The sequence below is a fragment of the Paenibacillus qinlingensis genome (assembly GCF_013204845.1).
In the GTDB taxonomy this organism is placed as follows: Bacteria; Bacillota; Bacilli; order Paenibacillales; family NBRC-103111; genus Paenibacillus_E; species Paenibacillus_E qinlingensis.
Genome location: NZ_JABMKY010000001.1, coordinates 595,121 through 612,811 on the forward strand (window position 1 = coordinate 595,121; position 17,691 = coordinate 612,811).

Here is a 17,691-nt window from a genome sequence, read left to right on the forward strand (position 1 = left end):
ACACACGGCAAAAAGGAGCCCTTTAGGACTCCTGCACTACCTTATTCGTTCACATTCGAGTTATACAGATTTCCTCCGCCTGTTCGCACATCATTCGCCGCCGTAGTTCCTGTTGCCGCACTCGTTGCATAAACCACGTATCCTGCTGAGCTATCCAAATTGACGGTATTATTGTTAAAAGAATTGTTCACACCTGTCGCATAGGCCGTACCATGCGTACGGACTTGGAAAGCATCGACGACATTCGCGTTACCATTCCGATATCCTTGATTGTAGCGGACAATGGTATTCACACCTTTTACGTCAACAAAGCTGTCAGCACTGTTTGCACCACTTATCCCCGTACCATTAAACGTGCAGTACTCGATAATCGTTCCACTCGCGCCTTCCTTCACATCAATATGCTCTGCTGTAATACCGCCATCGAAATTTGTATGACTAATCACGTTCCCTGTTACAACATGCTCATAGTTAGATCCGGAGTCGGAGCCAACATACGCTCCTTCCCCATACCCTGCTTGATACAAGCCTGTATTGTAAATAAGCGAATACGACAATGTATTGTAGGAACTGCCATCCCGGAAATGGATCCCCTCATCGCCAACATTATGAACTTCCACATTGTTCAACAGATTGTTATTGCCGTTGTCGATGATTATTCCTTTCTGCGCATTCATGATTTCAATATCACGAATCTGCCAATAGTTACCCGTCAAGTGAATACCATAGGAGCCATCATTTACATTCACCCCTTTGAGCACAGCAGGATTAGCTGCATCACAACTTTTCAATATAATAGGGTTTGAAGCGGTTCCGTTTTTGTCCGAAAAGAATAAACCCTGCCCACCTGGGTCACCACTAGTCGAACGATCTCCTACATAAGTACCAGGAGCTAGTAGAATGATGGTCCCTGCCGTCGCATTTTTCATGGCATTTTGAATGGCAGCGGTTGTTGTCAGTGCATTCGTACAACCGGTTGGCGGCGTTCCCGCAGACGTTGTTACATTGATGGTGCTACTTTGACCAGAAGCATTGCCGGCCGCATCCTTAGCTTTGATATAGTAGCTATACGAGGTAGACGCCGTTAATCCCGTATCACTCGTGGAAGTGCCTGTTACGGACTTAAGGAATGATCCGTTTCGGTATACATCATATCCCGTTACACCAACATTATCTGTCGATGCGCTCCAGTTGAGATTAATTTGGCTGCTGGAAGCTGCTGTGCCGTTAAACCCACTAGGTGCTGTCGGCGCTTGGGTATCCCCACTCGTGCCACCACCGCTAACGACAACAAGCTGCGGCTTATTCGACGCATTCTCATTACTATTCAATGTTGTGTATTTACCTACACTTTCTTGAAGTGCAAATGAAACGACACCATCTCCCGCCGCTTGTGCAGTCACATACGCTGTAACATCAATCTCGTTGTACGTTGTTGTTGTATTGATGGCAACACTACCTGCTGAGCTGTCTACCGTTGGTTTGGTATTCCAGGTAATCGCAGATTGCGTCCAGCTGTCTGACGTCTGATAGGCCGATAAGACCGTATTCGAGGATGCGCTGCCATACATTCGGAGCTTCGCACTCGTTACACCCGATAGGCCAGATAGGCTGTACTTGAGATACGTGTACCTAGATGCACCTGGGTCATTCTTCACATACAACGAAGTGGCTGTTCCATAATTGTTTGTCGGGTTACCTTCATGCACATAGGAATCATCTGATGGACTTAGTGTAGTTGTCGCTGCTCCTGCCACTGTTGGAATGGCTAGCAACATAACCGTGGACAGTATAGCCACAATTCCTTTCTTACTTTCCCATGCCTTGAAAAACTTTCTCATTATTATTCCTCCTCAGACTCCATTGGATAGCGCTTACAAATAGAATTATAAGAGATCATCGCATCCACATGTTTCCCGCTATTGTTCAGAACTTGCACTGTGTTGCTGTCTTTTATACCTGCTTGCGATACGACTTCGGCGTCGTTCCAAGTACACTTTTGAACACACGCGAAAAGTAAGAGCCATTCCGAAAGCCCACCTCCTGAGCGATGAAACTAGCTGATTTGGATGTGGTTTCAAGCAAGAGACATGCCTCCTTTAATCTGCGAGATATAATAAATTCCGTTATCGTGCGCCCCGTTGACTGCCGAAAAATATGGGATAAATAAAAGGTAGAGAGGTGCAAATCCTCCGACATCCGTTGTAAATCAAATTTATCCTTGTAATGTTTTTCAATCCATTCTGTGATCTGCCCAGTTGTATGATTACTGCTCAGCTTTTGCTTATCCCTCTGCGCCTCACAAATTTCACTTTCATAAGGCTCAAGCTGCTGTAGCATGGACAATAAGCATAAGACAAATTCTTCTTGCTGTTTATGTGTCGTAACACGACTCAGTTTACCATGTAAATGTTCATACATTTTGGCTAGATGCTGTTGCTGAGTGATCACATGATTCGCTAACGCCTGCTTCCAAAGCGTGTTAAACCAAGTGCGAATTCCGCTAAAGGCACGCAGCGCTGTATCCAGTCTGTAAGGATCAAACATGAGGATAGATCGAACGAAGGGACCTTGGATTTGAATGCGATGCAATTGAAACGGTTGGAAAATCAGAAGGCTGCCTGGCTCAATGGTGTACCAACGCTTGTTCACTTCTACACGCCCTACCCCTTCATACACATAGAGGAACTCCATGCAAGAATGAGCATGATAGATCTCCCAATTCGGCTTTCGACTTGATTTCTCATGATTAAGATGAAAGGGCTCTTTGGTGACATCAACACTTGTGCTCAGCTTCAACCGTCTACCCCCCCCGATTATTGGAAATCGTTTACAATATGAGCGTGAGCACACTCTATCACATTCTCGTATCAAACAATTGTATAAATTCTAGGAATTCCTGTGTTTTGTTTAGATGCCATGCATGTACAAAAAAAAAAAAAAAAAAAAAAAAAAAAAACAGATCCTGCTATTTTCTCTTAAGAGAAAATCTACAAGATCTGTTTATCCTAGCCTGGCTTATACGTTGACTTTTTCTACACGTTTGTCCGGAGCTTCCAAATGCTCAGGCGCTTCTTTCCCTTCGCCAACAAGTTCCCTAGCAGAATTTTTAAATTCATGCAGCGTACGACCTACAGCACGACCAAGTTCAGGCAGCTTAGACGGTCCAAACAAAACTAATACAACTACTAAAATTAACATGAGTCCAGGCAATCCAATATTTTGCAGCATACGCACATCATCTCCGTTTCATTAGTCTTGGTTATGGCGCTTTGGATACACAGCTACAGCTTCAATTTCAATCAGCCAATCGGAGCTAACGAGGCTTGCAATACCAACCGTAGAACGTGCTGGCTTCACAGGATTTGCTTCAGTACCAAAAAATTGCGCATAAGCATCAAACCAACCTTGATAATCAAACTTGCCTTCTTTGGCTGCATCCGGCGTTACATAGACACGTAGATAGGCAACATCCGCAAGTGTGAGACCTTTATCTTTTAATTGCGTTTCAATGGCTTTCAGAATGCCAATCCCCTGTGTTTTCGTATCCCCGTAACGCTCATATACGGTCTTACCTTCTTTATTAATAACGGGCGGCACCGTACCGCTTGTGAATAAATAGGAGGATCCCGCAGGAACCGACACACCAGCAGCAATGGAAGAAGTAGGATTACCATAAAATTCGACTTCGTTAATCGGCTCAGCATTATATTTACTTGATTTCTCTGTCCCAGCCGCATAAGCACTTACGCAAATCAGGCATGAACCAACGGTAGCTGCTACGATCGTCTTCCACTTTTTCGTGATCATCATCATGATTCACTCCTTCTCCTCTACTCTTTCATTACTCGTTCATGAATTTCAGTAACAACTTTCCGCGCAGATTCAATAGCCCCCGCTTGCCAAGCAGTGATATAACTGATGTGCTCTCCTGCCAAATAAATACGACCATCGGGTTGGCATAAGGTTGGATAGTAGTTCTTACGATCGTCCGCCGTATAGGAGGCCCAGCCCCCTTGATTATATTTAATCTTCTTCCAATCTACAGAGAAAGATGCTTCAAACTCCTTGTGGTATTGCGGATGAATCTTCGCGCCTTGGCTTAATGCATATTCCTCTCGTGCTGCAAGTGACATACTACCAAGTTTATCTGCATTTCCACCGAACGAATAATAACCTAATAGAATTCCTTTTTTGGAAAAATAATCGTTCGGCGGGTAATAGATATTGGCAATATCCATATTCGTCAACGAGCTTCCACCATAAATCATCTCATCTTCTTCCCAGAAGCGACGTTTGAATTGAAGGCCAATTTTGCCTGCTGCAGCATAACTAATCTTAGCAATGGCAGTTGACATTTCAGGAGAAAAGTCAGCTTTAATGTTCTTGAGAACTGGAAGTGGGATGGTACAGATGCAGAAATCGCCAGACACCTCTTTATTTGCACCGCTAAGCAAGTCCTTATACAAAATTTTAACACCATCAGAAGACTGTTTAATCTCATGAACTTCCGCATTGAATTGAATTTTGTCGCCTACGCGTTTCTCGAACGCCTTCGCAATCATATCCATTCCACCTACTGGGTGGAACATCATCATTTGCTGATCATAGCCATACTCACTGCTGAGAAATTGACCAAAACCAGAATTAATAATCGCTTTCAAGCTAAATGGATCCTTGCGAACACCTGCGTCAAATTTGCCGCCCGGCTCTTCCACATACCCAGCTCTGCTTGAACCTTTATAGAATAGATCCGCATTCAAATCCCCTTCGCTTTTCAAATACGCAACAAGCTTCGTTTTTTCTTCTGTTGTCAAAGGAAGATCTAGCGCTTTCTGATTAACAGCTTTAGCCAGCATTTCTGCCACATAACCACGCACATCGGCTTTTGCTTGCCGCTTAGGAATTTTCACTCCTGACAACTCGCCTACATTTTCATTATAGTAGTACCCGCTCTCATTCACATTGTTAAAGGGTTCTATAGCAACTCCGAATTTACGGGCATAATCCAGCGTCACATGAAATTGGGGAATTCGCATTGGTCCTGCATTGAAGTACATGCCATTGTCGAATCGTGCCACCTGTTTTGTGCCACCAATTTCTGTAACGGTCGTACCTCTGCGCACTGTCCATGCTCGTCCACCTGAACGCGCTCTCGCTTCTAGGATGGTGCACTGATATCCTGCATTTCCTAGCTCATAAGCTGCTGTCATCCCGGCAATCCCACCACCTAAGATGATAACTTTCTTTCCATTGCGGTTCGTTGATGTAAGATCCCTGCCCGACGGCGGTGTATAATCTGCTGCTTTCATCGTTTCGGGGGAGAGTAGTCCTAAAGTACCCATCACACTGAATATTGCGGCTGACCCTCCTAGTTTGCCGACTGTTGTCAGAAATTGTCTACGTGTAATTTGATCTTCCTGGATCGGTGTCTTCTCCATACATCCATCTCCTCGTGTTTGAGTTTGGCTATCCGCTACTTAAACGTAACAGCGAGAAAAGGAATAGTCATTAATTTATGTAAGGTAACATGACATAAATTTTACTTATACTAAGATAACCAATGCCTATTTGATCGTTTTTCCAAAAAATGATAGAGTTTCTTTTATTAGTGTCAGATTTAAGTTAATTTACCTTACATTAAACTGGAGGGATAGGCTGATGATGACAAAGAAGAAGGTAATTCAAATTGGTATCGTAAGTGAACTCACAGGGTTAACAGAAAGGCAAATTCGCTACTATGAGGACCGCAAGCTTATTTTTCCAGACAGAAGCAAGGGAGGCGTTCGTAAATATTCATTCGAGGATATACAAACGATTATGGATATACATACCAAGCTAACTGATGGCTTTCATACGGTAGAATTAAGACGAATGCTAGCCGGTTCCTAACACTAACATACCCATTAGACTGGAGGACTCCTATGCAAATCAAAGAAATGATGTCACTGGTCGAGCATCTAACAGAACTGCGCACTCGCATTATTCGTGTCCTTATTGCCGTAATCCTCACCTTAATTATTGGTTTCATTTTCGCCCAGCAGATTTTACTTTACCTCAAACATAGCTCTACAGCATCCGGAATTACGTGGCATGTCTTCTCACCGATGGATGGCATTCGTATGTATATGTTGATTGCATTCGCTGTCTCTCTCACATTGACTCTTCCATTCATCCTCTATCAAGTGTGGGCTTTCGTCAAAAAAGGTCTTACCCAAGAGGAACAAATTGCCACACTCAAATATATCCCCTATACGTTCTTATGCTTCTTACTAGGTTTAGCTTTTGGTTATTTCGTTGTATTCCCGATGTGCATACGGTTTACTGTTGGTGTGACGGAAAATCTCGGTTTAACGCAAACCTATGGCGTTGCTCAATACTTTAGTTTTATGCTCAATATTATTATCCCGTTATCACTAGCCTTCGAGCTCCCGATTGTCGTGATGTTCCTTACAAAGTTGAAACTGCTGAATCCTAAATTACTTCACAAAGTACGCAGATACGCCTATTTGATTCTAATTATTACAGCCAGTCTCATCTCTCCTCCAGATTTAATCTCTCATCTTATGGTAGCTATTCCCTTATTCGCACTATATGAAATTAGCATTTTACTCTCTCGTTTCGTTTATAACGGGCAACAACGGGAACAGAGTCTCAGAAATCTTGAATATGGCGTCTCTTAAAATAGTACTACTCTCATATTGTCCATCTCCATCGATTCGGATATAGTTACTTCATAACTGGCATACAGAAAAGGTGAACTATGCGAATTGAACAACTCATCTATATCATTGAGATTAATCAAACAGGTTCCATTTCTTTAGCAGCGGAAAAGCTTCACGTATCCCAGCCGAACATCTCTCAAGCCATTGTCAGCTTAGAGGACGAGCTTGGCGTGAAGCTTTTCGTCCGTTCGCGCACCGGAGCGACACCTACGGAAGACGGGAAACTAATCATCAACAAAGCTATAGAGATTATGAATAAAGTGGAAGAACTTCGCGAAACAGCAGGGTTTCAATTTAATCAACTTTCAGGTTCACTCTCCATCGCCTCTGTCCCAAGTCTTTGTTTGAGTGTGTTACCTCCCACACTGTCTATTTTCAAAAAAAAACACTCGGATGTGGAGCTTGTTATGATGGAGTTGAATTATCCACAGATCATCCAAGAGGTTCTAGGTGGACAAGTTGATTTGGGACTCATTGCTGTCGCAAGAAATTATCAAAGCCCCCATACGCAGTTGATCTCCGAACATTTGATGGACTGCCGAATTATGGCTTATGTGGGTAAAAAATCCCCTTTAGCGCAACGAAATCGCATCACCATTGAAGAACTTCTTCAAGAACCTCTTTTGATTTCCTCTGATTACTTAAATAACATATTCAAAAAACATGGGGAGCCTAATATCCTTTTTAAGCTTGGGAATTCTGAAGCAGCTAAACGGATTATTGCTGAGGGAATCGCGATTGGCTTCTATACGGAGACAGGGATGCGATATGACCCTTATTTAGAAACAGGGAGCATTGTTGCCCTAGAAGTCACCGGTGTAGATTTCGGGGTTTCTTTCCGAACATTGCGCTTGAAGAGCCGTCATCTCTCACTCCCTTGCAAAGAATTTACGAAGGAGCTCAAAACCATTATTGCTGCAATGTGACAACCGTTTTACACAACCATAGCCCCTTTCTCTAGCTCGAAATCATGTGTCAATCGATGAATTTGTCGAATTAAGACTAACATTATTTAGGGCTTTTCCCTCATTGTTCCACCCTTCATTTTCAGCTATAGTTACCTCATAACCAAGTTCTAGGCATATTCAATCCGCACATCTCATATCATGTATAGTTGCTTATTTCTGAAAACCGAATGTAATTTTGCAGAAAACTAAGTTGAAACTTGAAGGGATGTTGATTTCGTATTCTTACTCTTGAGAAAATCCAATTTATCGAGACACAATGTATCAATCCGCAAGATGCTATTATTATTCGTCTGCTTATCGAGGGTGTCGCCCCTCACGAAATTGTTTATTTGAAAAGTAATTCTTTAGATGAAAAAAAACAACTACTTACGGTGTCTGATGCCACGGGCGGCAAAAGGTACATACCCGTTTCTAAAACTTGTGTCGAACGGTTTCAATCCGCTTTGAAACAAACGAAATATCTGACTAACTTGGGTAACCCGCTTCTACCTAAGAAATTTTCAGATTTAAGAAATAGTCCTTTTCTAATCAAAATGAGCATGACCGACTATATCGCAAATCGAGCGATGATTACCGAATTGGATTCTGTTATTCTCCGAACGATTTACATGCGCCTTCGTCGATTAGCAGAGTATTTCTCACTCCCAGAGCTTACTCATTTAACTACGGTTAAGCTTGAAGTGAAACAGCTTGCGATTGTATAGCTTTCATGCCAAAGGCCAATAGGCCTTTTTTTACGCAAAAAAAGTGGATCCCCTTCTTTCTAGGAGATCCACTTGTATTATTCGGTTTGAAGACGATGAGTACGTTGTCTTCGTTTCATTAACTCTGGCAGCGCTATGCCTAGCATCGTTACTAGCACACCTAACCATTGAAGTCCATTCACAGATTCGTGGAGAACGATGAAGGACATGATGACAGCCGTCGGCAACTCCGCTGCGCTCATAATCGTAGCCATACCTCCGCCAATACGGGGAACACCAATTGCAAAGAACAATGGAGGGATTACGACACCGAACAAGGCTAGCAGCAATGCCCATGGTAATAGCGATTCATGCAAGGATCCATTCCACAAGAAATGAGGCGGGAAGATCAGCATGACGATGATAAAGGAGCCTGTTTGCATGACGGCACCTCGCGTGATTGGCGCAATGTGCTTAGCAACCCTACCGCTCATGGCAATAAACAGCGCGTAAGTCAAAGCAGATAACAATCCTAACCCTACTCCAAGCCACGAAGGTGCTTCGAGATTTCCTTTTAGATAACCACTTGCCATAATAATACCTATAAATAAGAATATAAGTGCGATGAGTTTATCTCTGCTAGGTCGTTTACGATCCATAATAGCTTCTAAGACGATACCTATCCATGTAAATTGAAATAATAAAAGAATGGCAAAAGATGCTGAAACGTATTGCAATGCTGCATAATAAAATATTCCAGTTAGGCCCGAGCTTGTTCCAACTAACATGAGCAGGAGGGCATTCCGAGGTGAAACACGAAACGTTTGGGCTTCTGCTGATCCTTGTTTCGCTGATTTGGCTGTTACGAAAGCCATGATCCACATCATGATGAGTCCAAAAAAGATTTGTGAGCCAACCACCTCACCCACATGAAAACCAGACTCGTAAGCCTTCTTTACGAATGTTGACAACAACCCAAAGCTGCAAGCGCCAGCTAATACATATACGTAGTATTTCATGCTAAAGACCTTATCAAGATATCTCTGACGGTATCTCTAGTCATGACCTTATATTGACCTATGGTAGATTTCATAAATGATTTGTGTACTAATTCTTCGATGCGTTGATCATCAATGCCATAATAGCCAAGTTGATTCGGCGCTCCAAGAGAATCCCAGAACTGACGTAAGGCTTGAATTCCTTCTAGCGCCACTTCGTAATCCGTTTTTCCTGTGTCGTCGATTCCGAAAACTGACATAGCCAACTTCTTCATCCGCGAAGGATCATCTTCTGCACAATGTGACATCCAATTCGGGAATACAATAGCAAGTCCTCCTCCGTGAGGAATGTCGTAAACGGCGGATAATCCATGCTCAATTTGATGTGATGCCCAATCGCCACCGTCTGTCCCGCAAGATAGCAACCCGTTGAAGGCTGTAGTTCCTGCATACATGATCGTCGCACGATGCTCAACATCTTGCAGATTCACCAGCAACTTCGGAGCTGCTTCCATAACGGTCAGCAAGACAGCTTCCATGAAGCGATCCATCATCGGGGTATGTTCAGTTCGGTGGAAATATTGTTCAAGTACGTGGGACATCATATCCACAATTCCATATACCGTCTGATCCAAAGGAACGGATGTGGTATAGGCAGGATCCAATATAGAAAAAGCCGGATAAGCTAATGGACTGCTCCAGCCGCGTTTCTCATTTCGATCCCAGTTCGTAATAACAGAGATGTTATTCATCTCCGACCCTGTCGCGGCTAGTGTTAATACGGTCCCCAGAGGCAGAGCTTTCTGCGGTTCAGCTTTCCTCGTAATAATGTCCCAAACATCCCCATCGTAATAAACACCAATAGAAATGGCTTTGGCACAATCAATGACACTCCCCCCACCAACAGCAAGAATGAGATCGATCTGATGCTCACGGCATAGCTCTATTCCTTTTTCCACCGTTGTCAGTCTGGGGTTAGGTTCTACACCGGACATTTCGACAACGATGGCTTGCCTATCTAGAAGCTGCTTCATCACAGCATCGTATACACCATTTTTCCGGATACTACCTCCACCATATACGAGCAGTACACGTTTCCCGGCATTCCCTAGCTCTTGTTGCAATTGCTTGATCTGACCTTCGCCAAACCATAATCGTGTTGGATTATACTGAATAAATGATTGCATTGTGTGTAAACTCCTTCGATGACTAATATCTACAGAAGTATATCACAAGTCGAATTCAATAGCATTGGAAACAGCTTTGGTATAGACACTCCTTTCTATAAGAAAAACCGCACACCTCTTAGTAAGATGTACGGTTTGGAGCACTTATATGCGATGTAACGGAAGTGAGAACGAAATGCTGCAACCCTGACCTAGGCGGCTTTCCGCCCATATTTGTCCACCATGATACTGCACGATTTCCTTGGCTATGGCCAGCCCTAAACCGCTTCCACCCGAGTTGCTTCTTGATTTGGATACCTTATAGAACCTTTCGAAAATATGAGGTAGATCCTCCTCACTGATCCCCACACCTGTGTCGGATACCCGAACAACAAGTTCACGCGGCTGGTCCCTTATCTGGGCTTGAACTTGAATGGAACAGCCCCTGGTCGAAAATTTAATGGCATTGTAAATAATATTGGCATATACCTGCTCTATTCGATCCACATCCACAGTCAGCATGTCCTGCGCATTCATCTGCGCCATGTTTAACGTGTAGGCAATGCCAGCATTTTGTGTATCCAATTCATATTTGGCAAAAAGCTGACGAATCATCGTCATACAAGACGTTGAAGCAAGCTGGAAATGGAACTGCTTCGTTTCAAGTCGGCTCAATTGATACAAATCCGTAATCAAGCGTTGAATACCTACGATGCGCATATGTACTACGCTCAAATATTTCTTTTGTTCTTCTGGTTCCTGAATGACATCATCCAGAATCGCTTCTACGTAACCTTGAATTGATGTGAGTGGAGTCCCTAGATCGTGGGATATGTTCGATAGAAGATCGCGCCGCGAAGTCTCCATCAAGATTAACTCATTTGTACGTTCTTTTACCTTGGACTCCAGATCATTATATAATCTAGCATTCTCAATGGAAATTGCAGCTTGAGCTGAAAGCAACTTGATCACATCCAGCCGATCTGATGTAAAGGCATTGCGAATTAAATTATTTTCCAGATAAAAGACGCCGATTAGATTACCTTGATGTAAGATCGGTTCGCAGAAGATGGATTTACTTTCTGCTTGTCTTATGTAAGGATCGTATGAGAAAAGCGTTGATTTCTCCGCATCGTCTAATACGATCCCCTCTTTCATTCGAGCTACATACTGAATCACGGATTGTGGAACATTATCTCGTGATTCTAGTAAAACAGAGCTAACCATACAGGAATCCTTCCCTGCGCTCGCAAGCATCTCCGCTTCAACATACAAGCGATCTTTATCTTTCAGTACAAGGATACTTCGCTCTGCACCGGAAGAATACGTTACAATCTCCATCAATCGTTTGATCAATTGTTCAAGATTCACTTCACTCGAGAGGGAACGTGACGTATTCATAATCGTTTTGAAATCAATGGCTTGCAGCGAATAATCACTGATTTTGGTTGTTGCCCAATCTGGCGACTCGGCGCGCCCCGTAAAGTAAGCCGGATATCTAAGCCTTAGATCATCCGCTTTCGCTTTCGCCCCCCAATTGACATACCCAAAGTAAGCATCAACGAAATACGTCTTGGCGAATTTTTCGCGGCCGCTTTGCTTGTAATATTTCCCCGCGATCTCGCAAGCCATGGCTTCATGTTGAATAAATCCTTGCTCACGCGCTTGCCTTATGGCAGATTCATATCCCTGCTCCGCTAATTGCCCAAACCCCCTCACACGATGCCATTCTGCATGCATGAGGAGCGTTAAGTGCGAATAGTTCTCCGGGCAATGAGCAGCCCATTTATCCATCTTCCTGAGCATTTTCTTAACTCGTCTTGCAAGCCATTTCTGTTCATCGCTTGGGAGCTCAGGAAATGCCGCGGCAATGGAAAGGACATAATAGAAGTAATTTTCAGGGATATGAAATAAACCAAAAGATGCAGTTTGATACAGCTCAGTTGACTTTCCTGTCTTCACAGCATCTTCAAAGTAACCGAACAAATAGTACAACATCATTTTTTTGACCGAGTAGACATGGATAATGACTTGATTCGGATGAAATTTCAGCTTACTAACGAATTGTTCTTCCTCTTCCTGATGATTGCCGAAAAGGATCGGATTCACCGACATCCCTTCCAGATTCAAGGTCAGCATTCGCAGCATCTCAAGCATAAGCAGGGTATCATGATGATTCGTCTGTTCCAAAATGCGATAGTTCTTGGCCAAATCTTCTTTCACTTCTGCGAGTACAGCGCCTTGAAAATCCTTCATAAGCATCTGATAGGTTAGTGCATACCCGGCAAACACGAGATCCCCATCTTCGATGCCGCATCGAAATGACTCTTTCAACTGCTCCAGACAGATGCGTAATGATTTCACCCAAGGGGTAATAAACAAGCCCAATGAGAAATAACTTTTACTGCGATATTGGTGAGATTGAAACCTTGCGTTCATCCGCTCACCAAGTTGGCCATATTGATAGCCCCGCTGGTAATCTCCAAACCCTGATCCAAGAATCAAACCATATGCACCATACACATACGCCATAGAAGGCGTATTCCCGTACTTCAAAGCAAGCTTCGTCATAATTAACATAAAAGGAACGAATAAATTCGTATTTACGAAATAGGCAGATACCGCGACACTCATCATTAAATCAATCAATTTCATCCGAAATTTATCTTCCATTATGGGCAAATCATACAACTCGAGTGTGCTTCTTCGCCCAATCAACCCTCTCACATTTAAGTACGTCATGACGATATACATGTTGGACGGCGCTTCAGACAATCGGATGCCATACTCTGCTAAAGCTTTTAAGCCAACCTTGATACTCTGATGATGCTTGCCAATATTCGTATGCAAGACGACTTGCAGATTATATACTTCCAGCTTCTGCTCGTTGGATAATGACCCTTGCAGCAATTGTTCATAGAGGGTTTCCGCTTCCTCCGCTTGACCGCTCAAATAGAGGCATTCCGACTTCTCTAAGCGAATCGCAAAACCTAATTCCTCTTGCTCAAACCCCTCAATCTGATCCATCACTTCTAATGCTTTATTAAAATATTGGATTGCAGAACGGTATGCATTCGAGGATTTCGCTTTACGTCCCGCATTATAATTAAATTCAAGTAATTGTATTAATTCATGATCCATGCTGAGCAGCGTGGAACCTAAATTCATATGATTCACAATTTCAAGCAGGCGCTTCTCAATCTCATCTTGCGCCAGCTCCTTCAGCAGCATTCGAGCAATGCTCAAATGCATCTCAGGCAGCTTCACTTCTTCAACGGAGCCATACACAGCTTCTTGAATGGAATCATGAACAAACATAAACCGGATATCTCTCGCAGCCGCTTTCCCTTGTGCATCGTTATAGAATTTATAATCTGTTCCTACAGGGATAATCAATCCATTCTGTATCGTCAATTCCAACTCTTGCAAAGCGTCAACGAAGGATTTCCCCATAATAATACCCAATGCTTCCAAGTCAAAAGAAACACCTAAACAAGCAGCTAAGCGCAAGACATTTTGCGTGTTCGACGGCATCCGGTCTAATTTCTCAGCAAGAAGAAACATCAGATTATCTGTGATTCTAAGCTTTTGAATCTCGTTCATATCCCAGATCCAACGATTTTCCGTATAATTAAACGAGAGCAAATCTTGCTCATGCAAGGCCGTCAGAAACTGTTTGACGAAAAATGGATTGCCCCCGGTTTTTTGCAAAATAAGCACAGCCAGCTCCGTAACTTGCTCCTCATCCGAAATCAAGGACTCGGCTACCAAGGTTTGAACATCCTCTAACTTCAACGCTTTTAACACGATTCGATCCAACACAAGATGCTGCGGTAGCTTATCTAGTAGTTGAACATGCATAGAAGACAACCAATTCGTATCATATTCACCGCGATATGAACCAATAAACAAGAAATATTTCATTTGCGTATTGTTTAAAAGCAGATCCAAAAATTGTAAAGATGCCGTATCTGCCCACTGCAGATCATCTAAGAATAGAACGATCGGACGATCCTTCCCCGAAAAAATCAACAAAAATTGTTGCAGCAAATAATGCAGACGATTCTGTGTTTCTTTTTGCGGAAGCTGCTTCGCATTCGGCTGTTCGCCAATCAGTAAAGCTAACTCAGGCACAAGATCAACAATGACTTTACCGCTCGTTCCTAAGACACTGAGCAACCGGTCACGGTACTCTTCGATTTGCCTATTCTTACCTGTCAACAGTTGTCTCACTAGCTCTCTCATCGCTTGTGAGAGCGCGTGATAGGATACATGCTGCTTATTCGGCTCGAATCTCCCTGAGAGGAACCACCCACGGTCCTTCATAATCATTTTCATCGTTTCAGCAATTAGGAAAGTCTTGCCAAATCCAGACTCTCCTGTAACCCATACAGCTTCCAATGAACCATGAATGGCTTGCTCATACACATGCAGCAATTTATCGATCTCTTTGTTTCGCCCATATAAACCTTGCGGAATCTGAAATCGATCCGTCATATCATACATCCCTACTGTAAAATCCTGAATATCCTCTCCAGCATTGATTCGCACTAGGCAATATTCAAGATCCTGTAGGATGCCATACGCACTTTGATAACGATCCTCGGCATTTTTGGAAAGCAGCTTCATGACCATATCTGAAATTGGTTGAGGAATATCGCTCATAACTTGATTAGGCGGCGGAGGGGTCACAGCTAAATGCCCGTGAATTAATTCCACCGGGTCTTCCGATTCAAAAGGCAATTTCCCCGTCAACATTTCATAGAACGTAACCCCTAACGAATAATAATCCGTCCGATAATCAATGATCCGATTCATTCGTCCTGTTTGCTCTGGGGACATGTATTGAAGCGTTCCCTCTAGCATTAAAGGGTCCAGCATCTCTTGCCGCTCTCTTGTAAAGGATGAAATGCTGAAATCCCCCAGCTTCATGATTTGTTTATCCCAATTCACGAAAATATTGCTTGGATTGATATCTTTATGTATGACATACCTTTTATGAACATCTCCAACAATCTTGACGATTTGAATGGCAGCCCTTAAGAAATCTTGAATGGACTTTCTGAACATTGGGAATAAATGGGCTAATGCTTCGCCATCAAAATCTTCTAGAATCAAAGCAAAATTATTCTGGAATTTTGGAAGGGATAATGGTTTAAGCACACAGGGAATATCCAGCATCTTCCCTATCTCATACTCGCGCTTAAGTCTGGCAATATCCGAGGAAATCGGAAAATCAGAACGAAGTGTCTTAATCATTACTTTCTCCATAGATTGCTTATGAACCGCACGATATAGGACCGTCCGTTCATCCTGGTGGATGGGTCTGATGTATTCAAAATCCGGAAAAATCAACCCTAATACCCCCTCACAAAATTGCCTGTCAAAACTTAAAATTTAAAACTTTACCAGTCCAAGGAAGTCCTTTATCGAATCGCTTCTTGTCCTTCTGTCGAAAAACCTTTAACACATCAATATTACCCATCTCGAATTTATACATATCCCATATTTCACATGGCGTCTCTGTGGATTCATCTTGTTTCAACAGCGCATTAACCGCACGTCTTGCTGCTTCATTAGCCCCCTCCATAGTCGCTAAATTCGTGTTCGTACGCACGTAATCTGACGCTAAGAAGAGATTCGGAATGCTCGTGTACGCTTCGGGCCGATCTTCCCACGTACCGACACGATTAATGAACAGAAGCGCATCATTCGTGCAAGCTTGTGCCACTTCATCATATTGAATGTCACTATCCAAAAACCAGGAATGTAGAATCTCGTCCCTCAAAATAACAGCACCATCTACATTCAGACTTTCCTTCATCTGAGCCCAGACTTCTTCCTTAATTTCTTCGGGTGTACAATGCGTTGCTGGTTTACCATATAGAATACCAGGTGCATCCCAATCCGAAATATCTATGGATAGCACCCCTTTGACACTGCCATCTCCGTATTCACTTAAATTCACATCTGGCCAGAATTGTTTCTGGGAAACGGAAGTTAACGACCATGGAGCATCCAAGTAAATCACATGTCCATGCGTTACGTGGACGTCTTCCCTTAAATAATATTGAATGCCATTCATCCAAGCGACCGAATCCACGAGCCTTTGAACCCCTTGAAGAGATGGATCCGCCTCGAGCATAGCTTCTGTAATGAGAGGCCCCATCACCTCAACCGGGAACGCTGCAATAAAGTAATCCGCTTCAATATGAATCGTTTCCCCGTTCTCCGTAATCTCCGCACTGCGGATAACCCCGTCAACACAATGGATACGCTCAACTTTGGCATTTAAATGGTAGTCCACGCCACGCTCCTGCAGGAATGTCAACCACGGGTAGATCCATTTATCATTCGTTGGGCCATTTAAGAGACGCACGAAGCTCTTCCCTGGTGTAGACAGATTAAGCGTCATCTGCGCTGCTACAGGCCCTACAGTTTGCGTACTTGCCACTTTGGATTGGCAGGCAACCAACGTCTTGGTGAAACCTGCAAATATACGCTGGAAAGCAAGAGACTGCTTCTCCGCTTCTATGAAATCCCACCAATCGATTGTTTCATACTCCTCGCGAATACGCTCTTCACAGCTCGTCATGACTTGCCAAAGCTTTCGGCCATATTGCTCTAAATCTTCTTTCGTAAGACCCAGCTTATGACTTATCAGTTCCTTCGCTAATACAATATTATCTTTGTTGACTACAATTTTGGCAGGGAGAGGCTGCAGTGGAGCTGTATTGGTAGCGATATCTAATCGCGTTACTTCCATTAAGTTATCGTAAACGGTTTTATTTTCATAAGGAATTCGTTTCAACGTATCAATGACATGTCGATAAAAGCGCGGGAATAAACGAAAGCCGTGTTCTCCCGGCAAATCTCTTCGTCCACCTTTACCACTACCTACATAAGGCATACTCCTTGCTTTCCCGCCTGGAATACTCTTAAACTCGTAAACAGACACATCATATCCTCGTACGATCAGCTCATGAGCAGCACTCAATCCAGCAACACCGCCACCCAAAATTGCGACCTTTTTCAACATACTTCCTCCTCATTTTGGTTTAATTTGTAAAAATTCATGATTTCTCTATCATATCATTTAGATCCTCTTACGCATAGAATAATCCTAGTAAAATAAAACCTTTCATAGCTGT

At 43.1% G+C, this 17,691-nt stretch carries 13 protein-coding genes and 1 pseudogene; 4 read left to right on the forward strand and 10 right to left on the reverse strand.

The window, feature by feature from the left end; genetic code table 11:
• Positions 1-41 precede the first annotated feature (41 nt).
• The 5 genes from HQN88_RS37985 to HQN88_RS02980 all read right to left on the reverse strand — a co-directional run bounded on the left by HQN88_RS37985 (position 42) and on the right by HQN88_RS02980 (position 5,441).
• Positions 42-1,841: a CBM96 family carbohydrate-binding protein gene (locus HQN88_RS37985; protein ID WP_173108717.1), complete on the reverse strand. Its 1,800-nt coding sequence runs from the start codon at positions 1,839-1,841 to the stop codon at positions 42-44.
• A gap of 112 nt (positions 1,842-1,953) precedes the next feature.
• Complete coding sequence (locus HQN88_RS02965; protein WP_173108718.1) at positions 1,954-2,799, reverse strand: helix-turn-helix domain-containing protein; 846 nt, start codon at positions 2,797-2,799, stop codon at positions 1,954-1,956.
• 219 nt (positions 2,800-3,018) lie between these two features.
• On the reverse strand, positions 3,019-3,231 hold the full coding sequence (gene tatA / locus HQN88_RS02970) for a twin-arginine translocase TatA/TatE family subunit (protein WP_173108719.1): 213 nt from the start codon (positions 3,229-3,231) through the stop codon (positions 3,019-3,021).
• Between the two features lie 21 nt (positions 3,232-3,252).
• Positions 3,253-3,816: a RidA family protein gene (locus HQN88_RS02975; protein ID WP_337995213.1), complete on the reverse strand. Its 564-nt coding sequence runs from the start codon at positions 3,814-3,816 to the stop codon at positions 3,253-3,255.
• Positions 3,817-3,833: 17 nt separating this feature from the next.
• A complete protein-coding gene (locus HQN88_RS02980) occupies positions 3,834-5,441 on the reverse strand; it encodes a flavin monoamine oxidase family protein (RefSeq protein ID WP_173108720.1) in 1,608 nt (535 codons plus the stop codon).
• Positions 5,442-5,661: 220 nt separating this feature from the next.
• Here HQN88_RS02980 and HQN88_RS02985 point away from each other — a divergent pair, with 220 nt between their 5' ends.
• From HQN88_RS02985 to HQN88_RS03000, 4 genes are all read left to right on the forward strand, one after another.
• Positions 5,662-5,892, forward strand: a complete 231-nt coding sequence (locus HQN88_RS02985; protein WP_082595234.1) for a MerR family transcriptional regulator — start codon at positions 5,662-5,664, stop codon at positions 5,890-5,892.
• Between the two features lie 32 nt (positions 5,893-5,924).
• Entirely contained in the window at positions 5,925-6,683 is a 759-nt protein-coding gene (gene tatC, locus HQN88_RS02990) for a twin-arginine translocase subunit TatC (protein WP_173108721.1), read from the forward strand.
• Between the two features lie 80 nt (positions 6,684-6,763).
• Positions 6,764-7,651: a LysR family transcriptional regulator gene (locus HQN88_RS02995; protein WP_173108722.1), complete on the forward strand. Its 888-nt coding sequence runs from the start codon at positions 6,764-6,766 to the stop codon at positions 7,649-7,651.
• A 371-nt stretch (positions 7,652-8,022) separates the two neighbouring features.
• Complete coding sequence (locus HQN88_RS03000; protein WP_173108723.1) at positions 8,023-8,397, forward strand: hypothetical protein; 375 nt, start codon at positions 8,023-8,025, stop codon at positions 8,395-8,397.
• Between the two features lie 77 nt (positions 8,398-8,474).
• On the opposite strand, the gene HQN88_RS03005 is transcribed toward HQN88_RS03000, so the two are convergent.
• The 5 genes and pseudogenes from HQN88_RS03005 to HQN88_RS03020 form a co-directional block, all read right to left on the reverse strand.
• On the reverse strand, positions 8,475-9,395 hold the full coding sequence (locus HQN88_RS03005; RefSeq protein WP_173108724.1) for an EamA family transporter: 921 nt from the start codon (positions 9,393-9,395) through the stop codon (positions 8,475-8,477).
• A complete protein-coding gene (locus HQN88_RS03010) occupies positions 9,392-10,561 on the reverse strand; it encodes an iron-containing alcohol dehydrogenase (protein ID WP_173108725.1) in 1,170 nt (389 codons plus the stop codon). Before HQN88_RS03010 ends, HQN88_RS03005 begins: the two co-directional genes overlap by 4 nt.
• A 144-nt stretch (positions 10,562-10,705) precedes the next feature.
• Complete coding sequence (locus HQN88_RS38575; protein ID WP_420794197.1) at positions 10,706-11,161, reverse strand: sensor histidine kinase; 456 nt, start codon at positions 11,159-11,161, stop codon at positions 10,706-10,708.
• Positions 11,162-11,209: 48 nt separating this feature from the next.
• A pseudogene (locus HQN88_RS03015) lies at positions 11,210-15,895 on the reverse strand (AAA family ATPase); the annotation flags it as partial.
• A gap of 28 nt (positions 15,896-15,923) precedes the next feature.
• Entirely contained in the window at positions 15,924-17,579 is a 1,656-nt protein-coding gene (locus tag HQN88_RS03020; RefSeq protein ID WP_173108727.1) for a hydroxysqualene dehydroxylase, read from the reverse strand.
• Between the last annotated feature and the right edge of the window lie 112 nt (positions 17,580-17,691).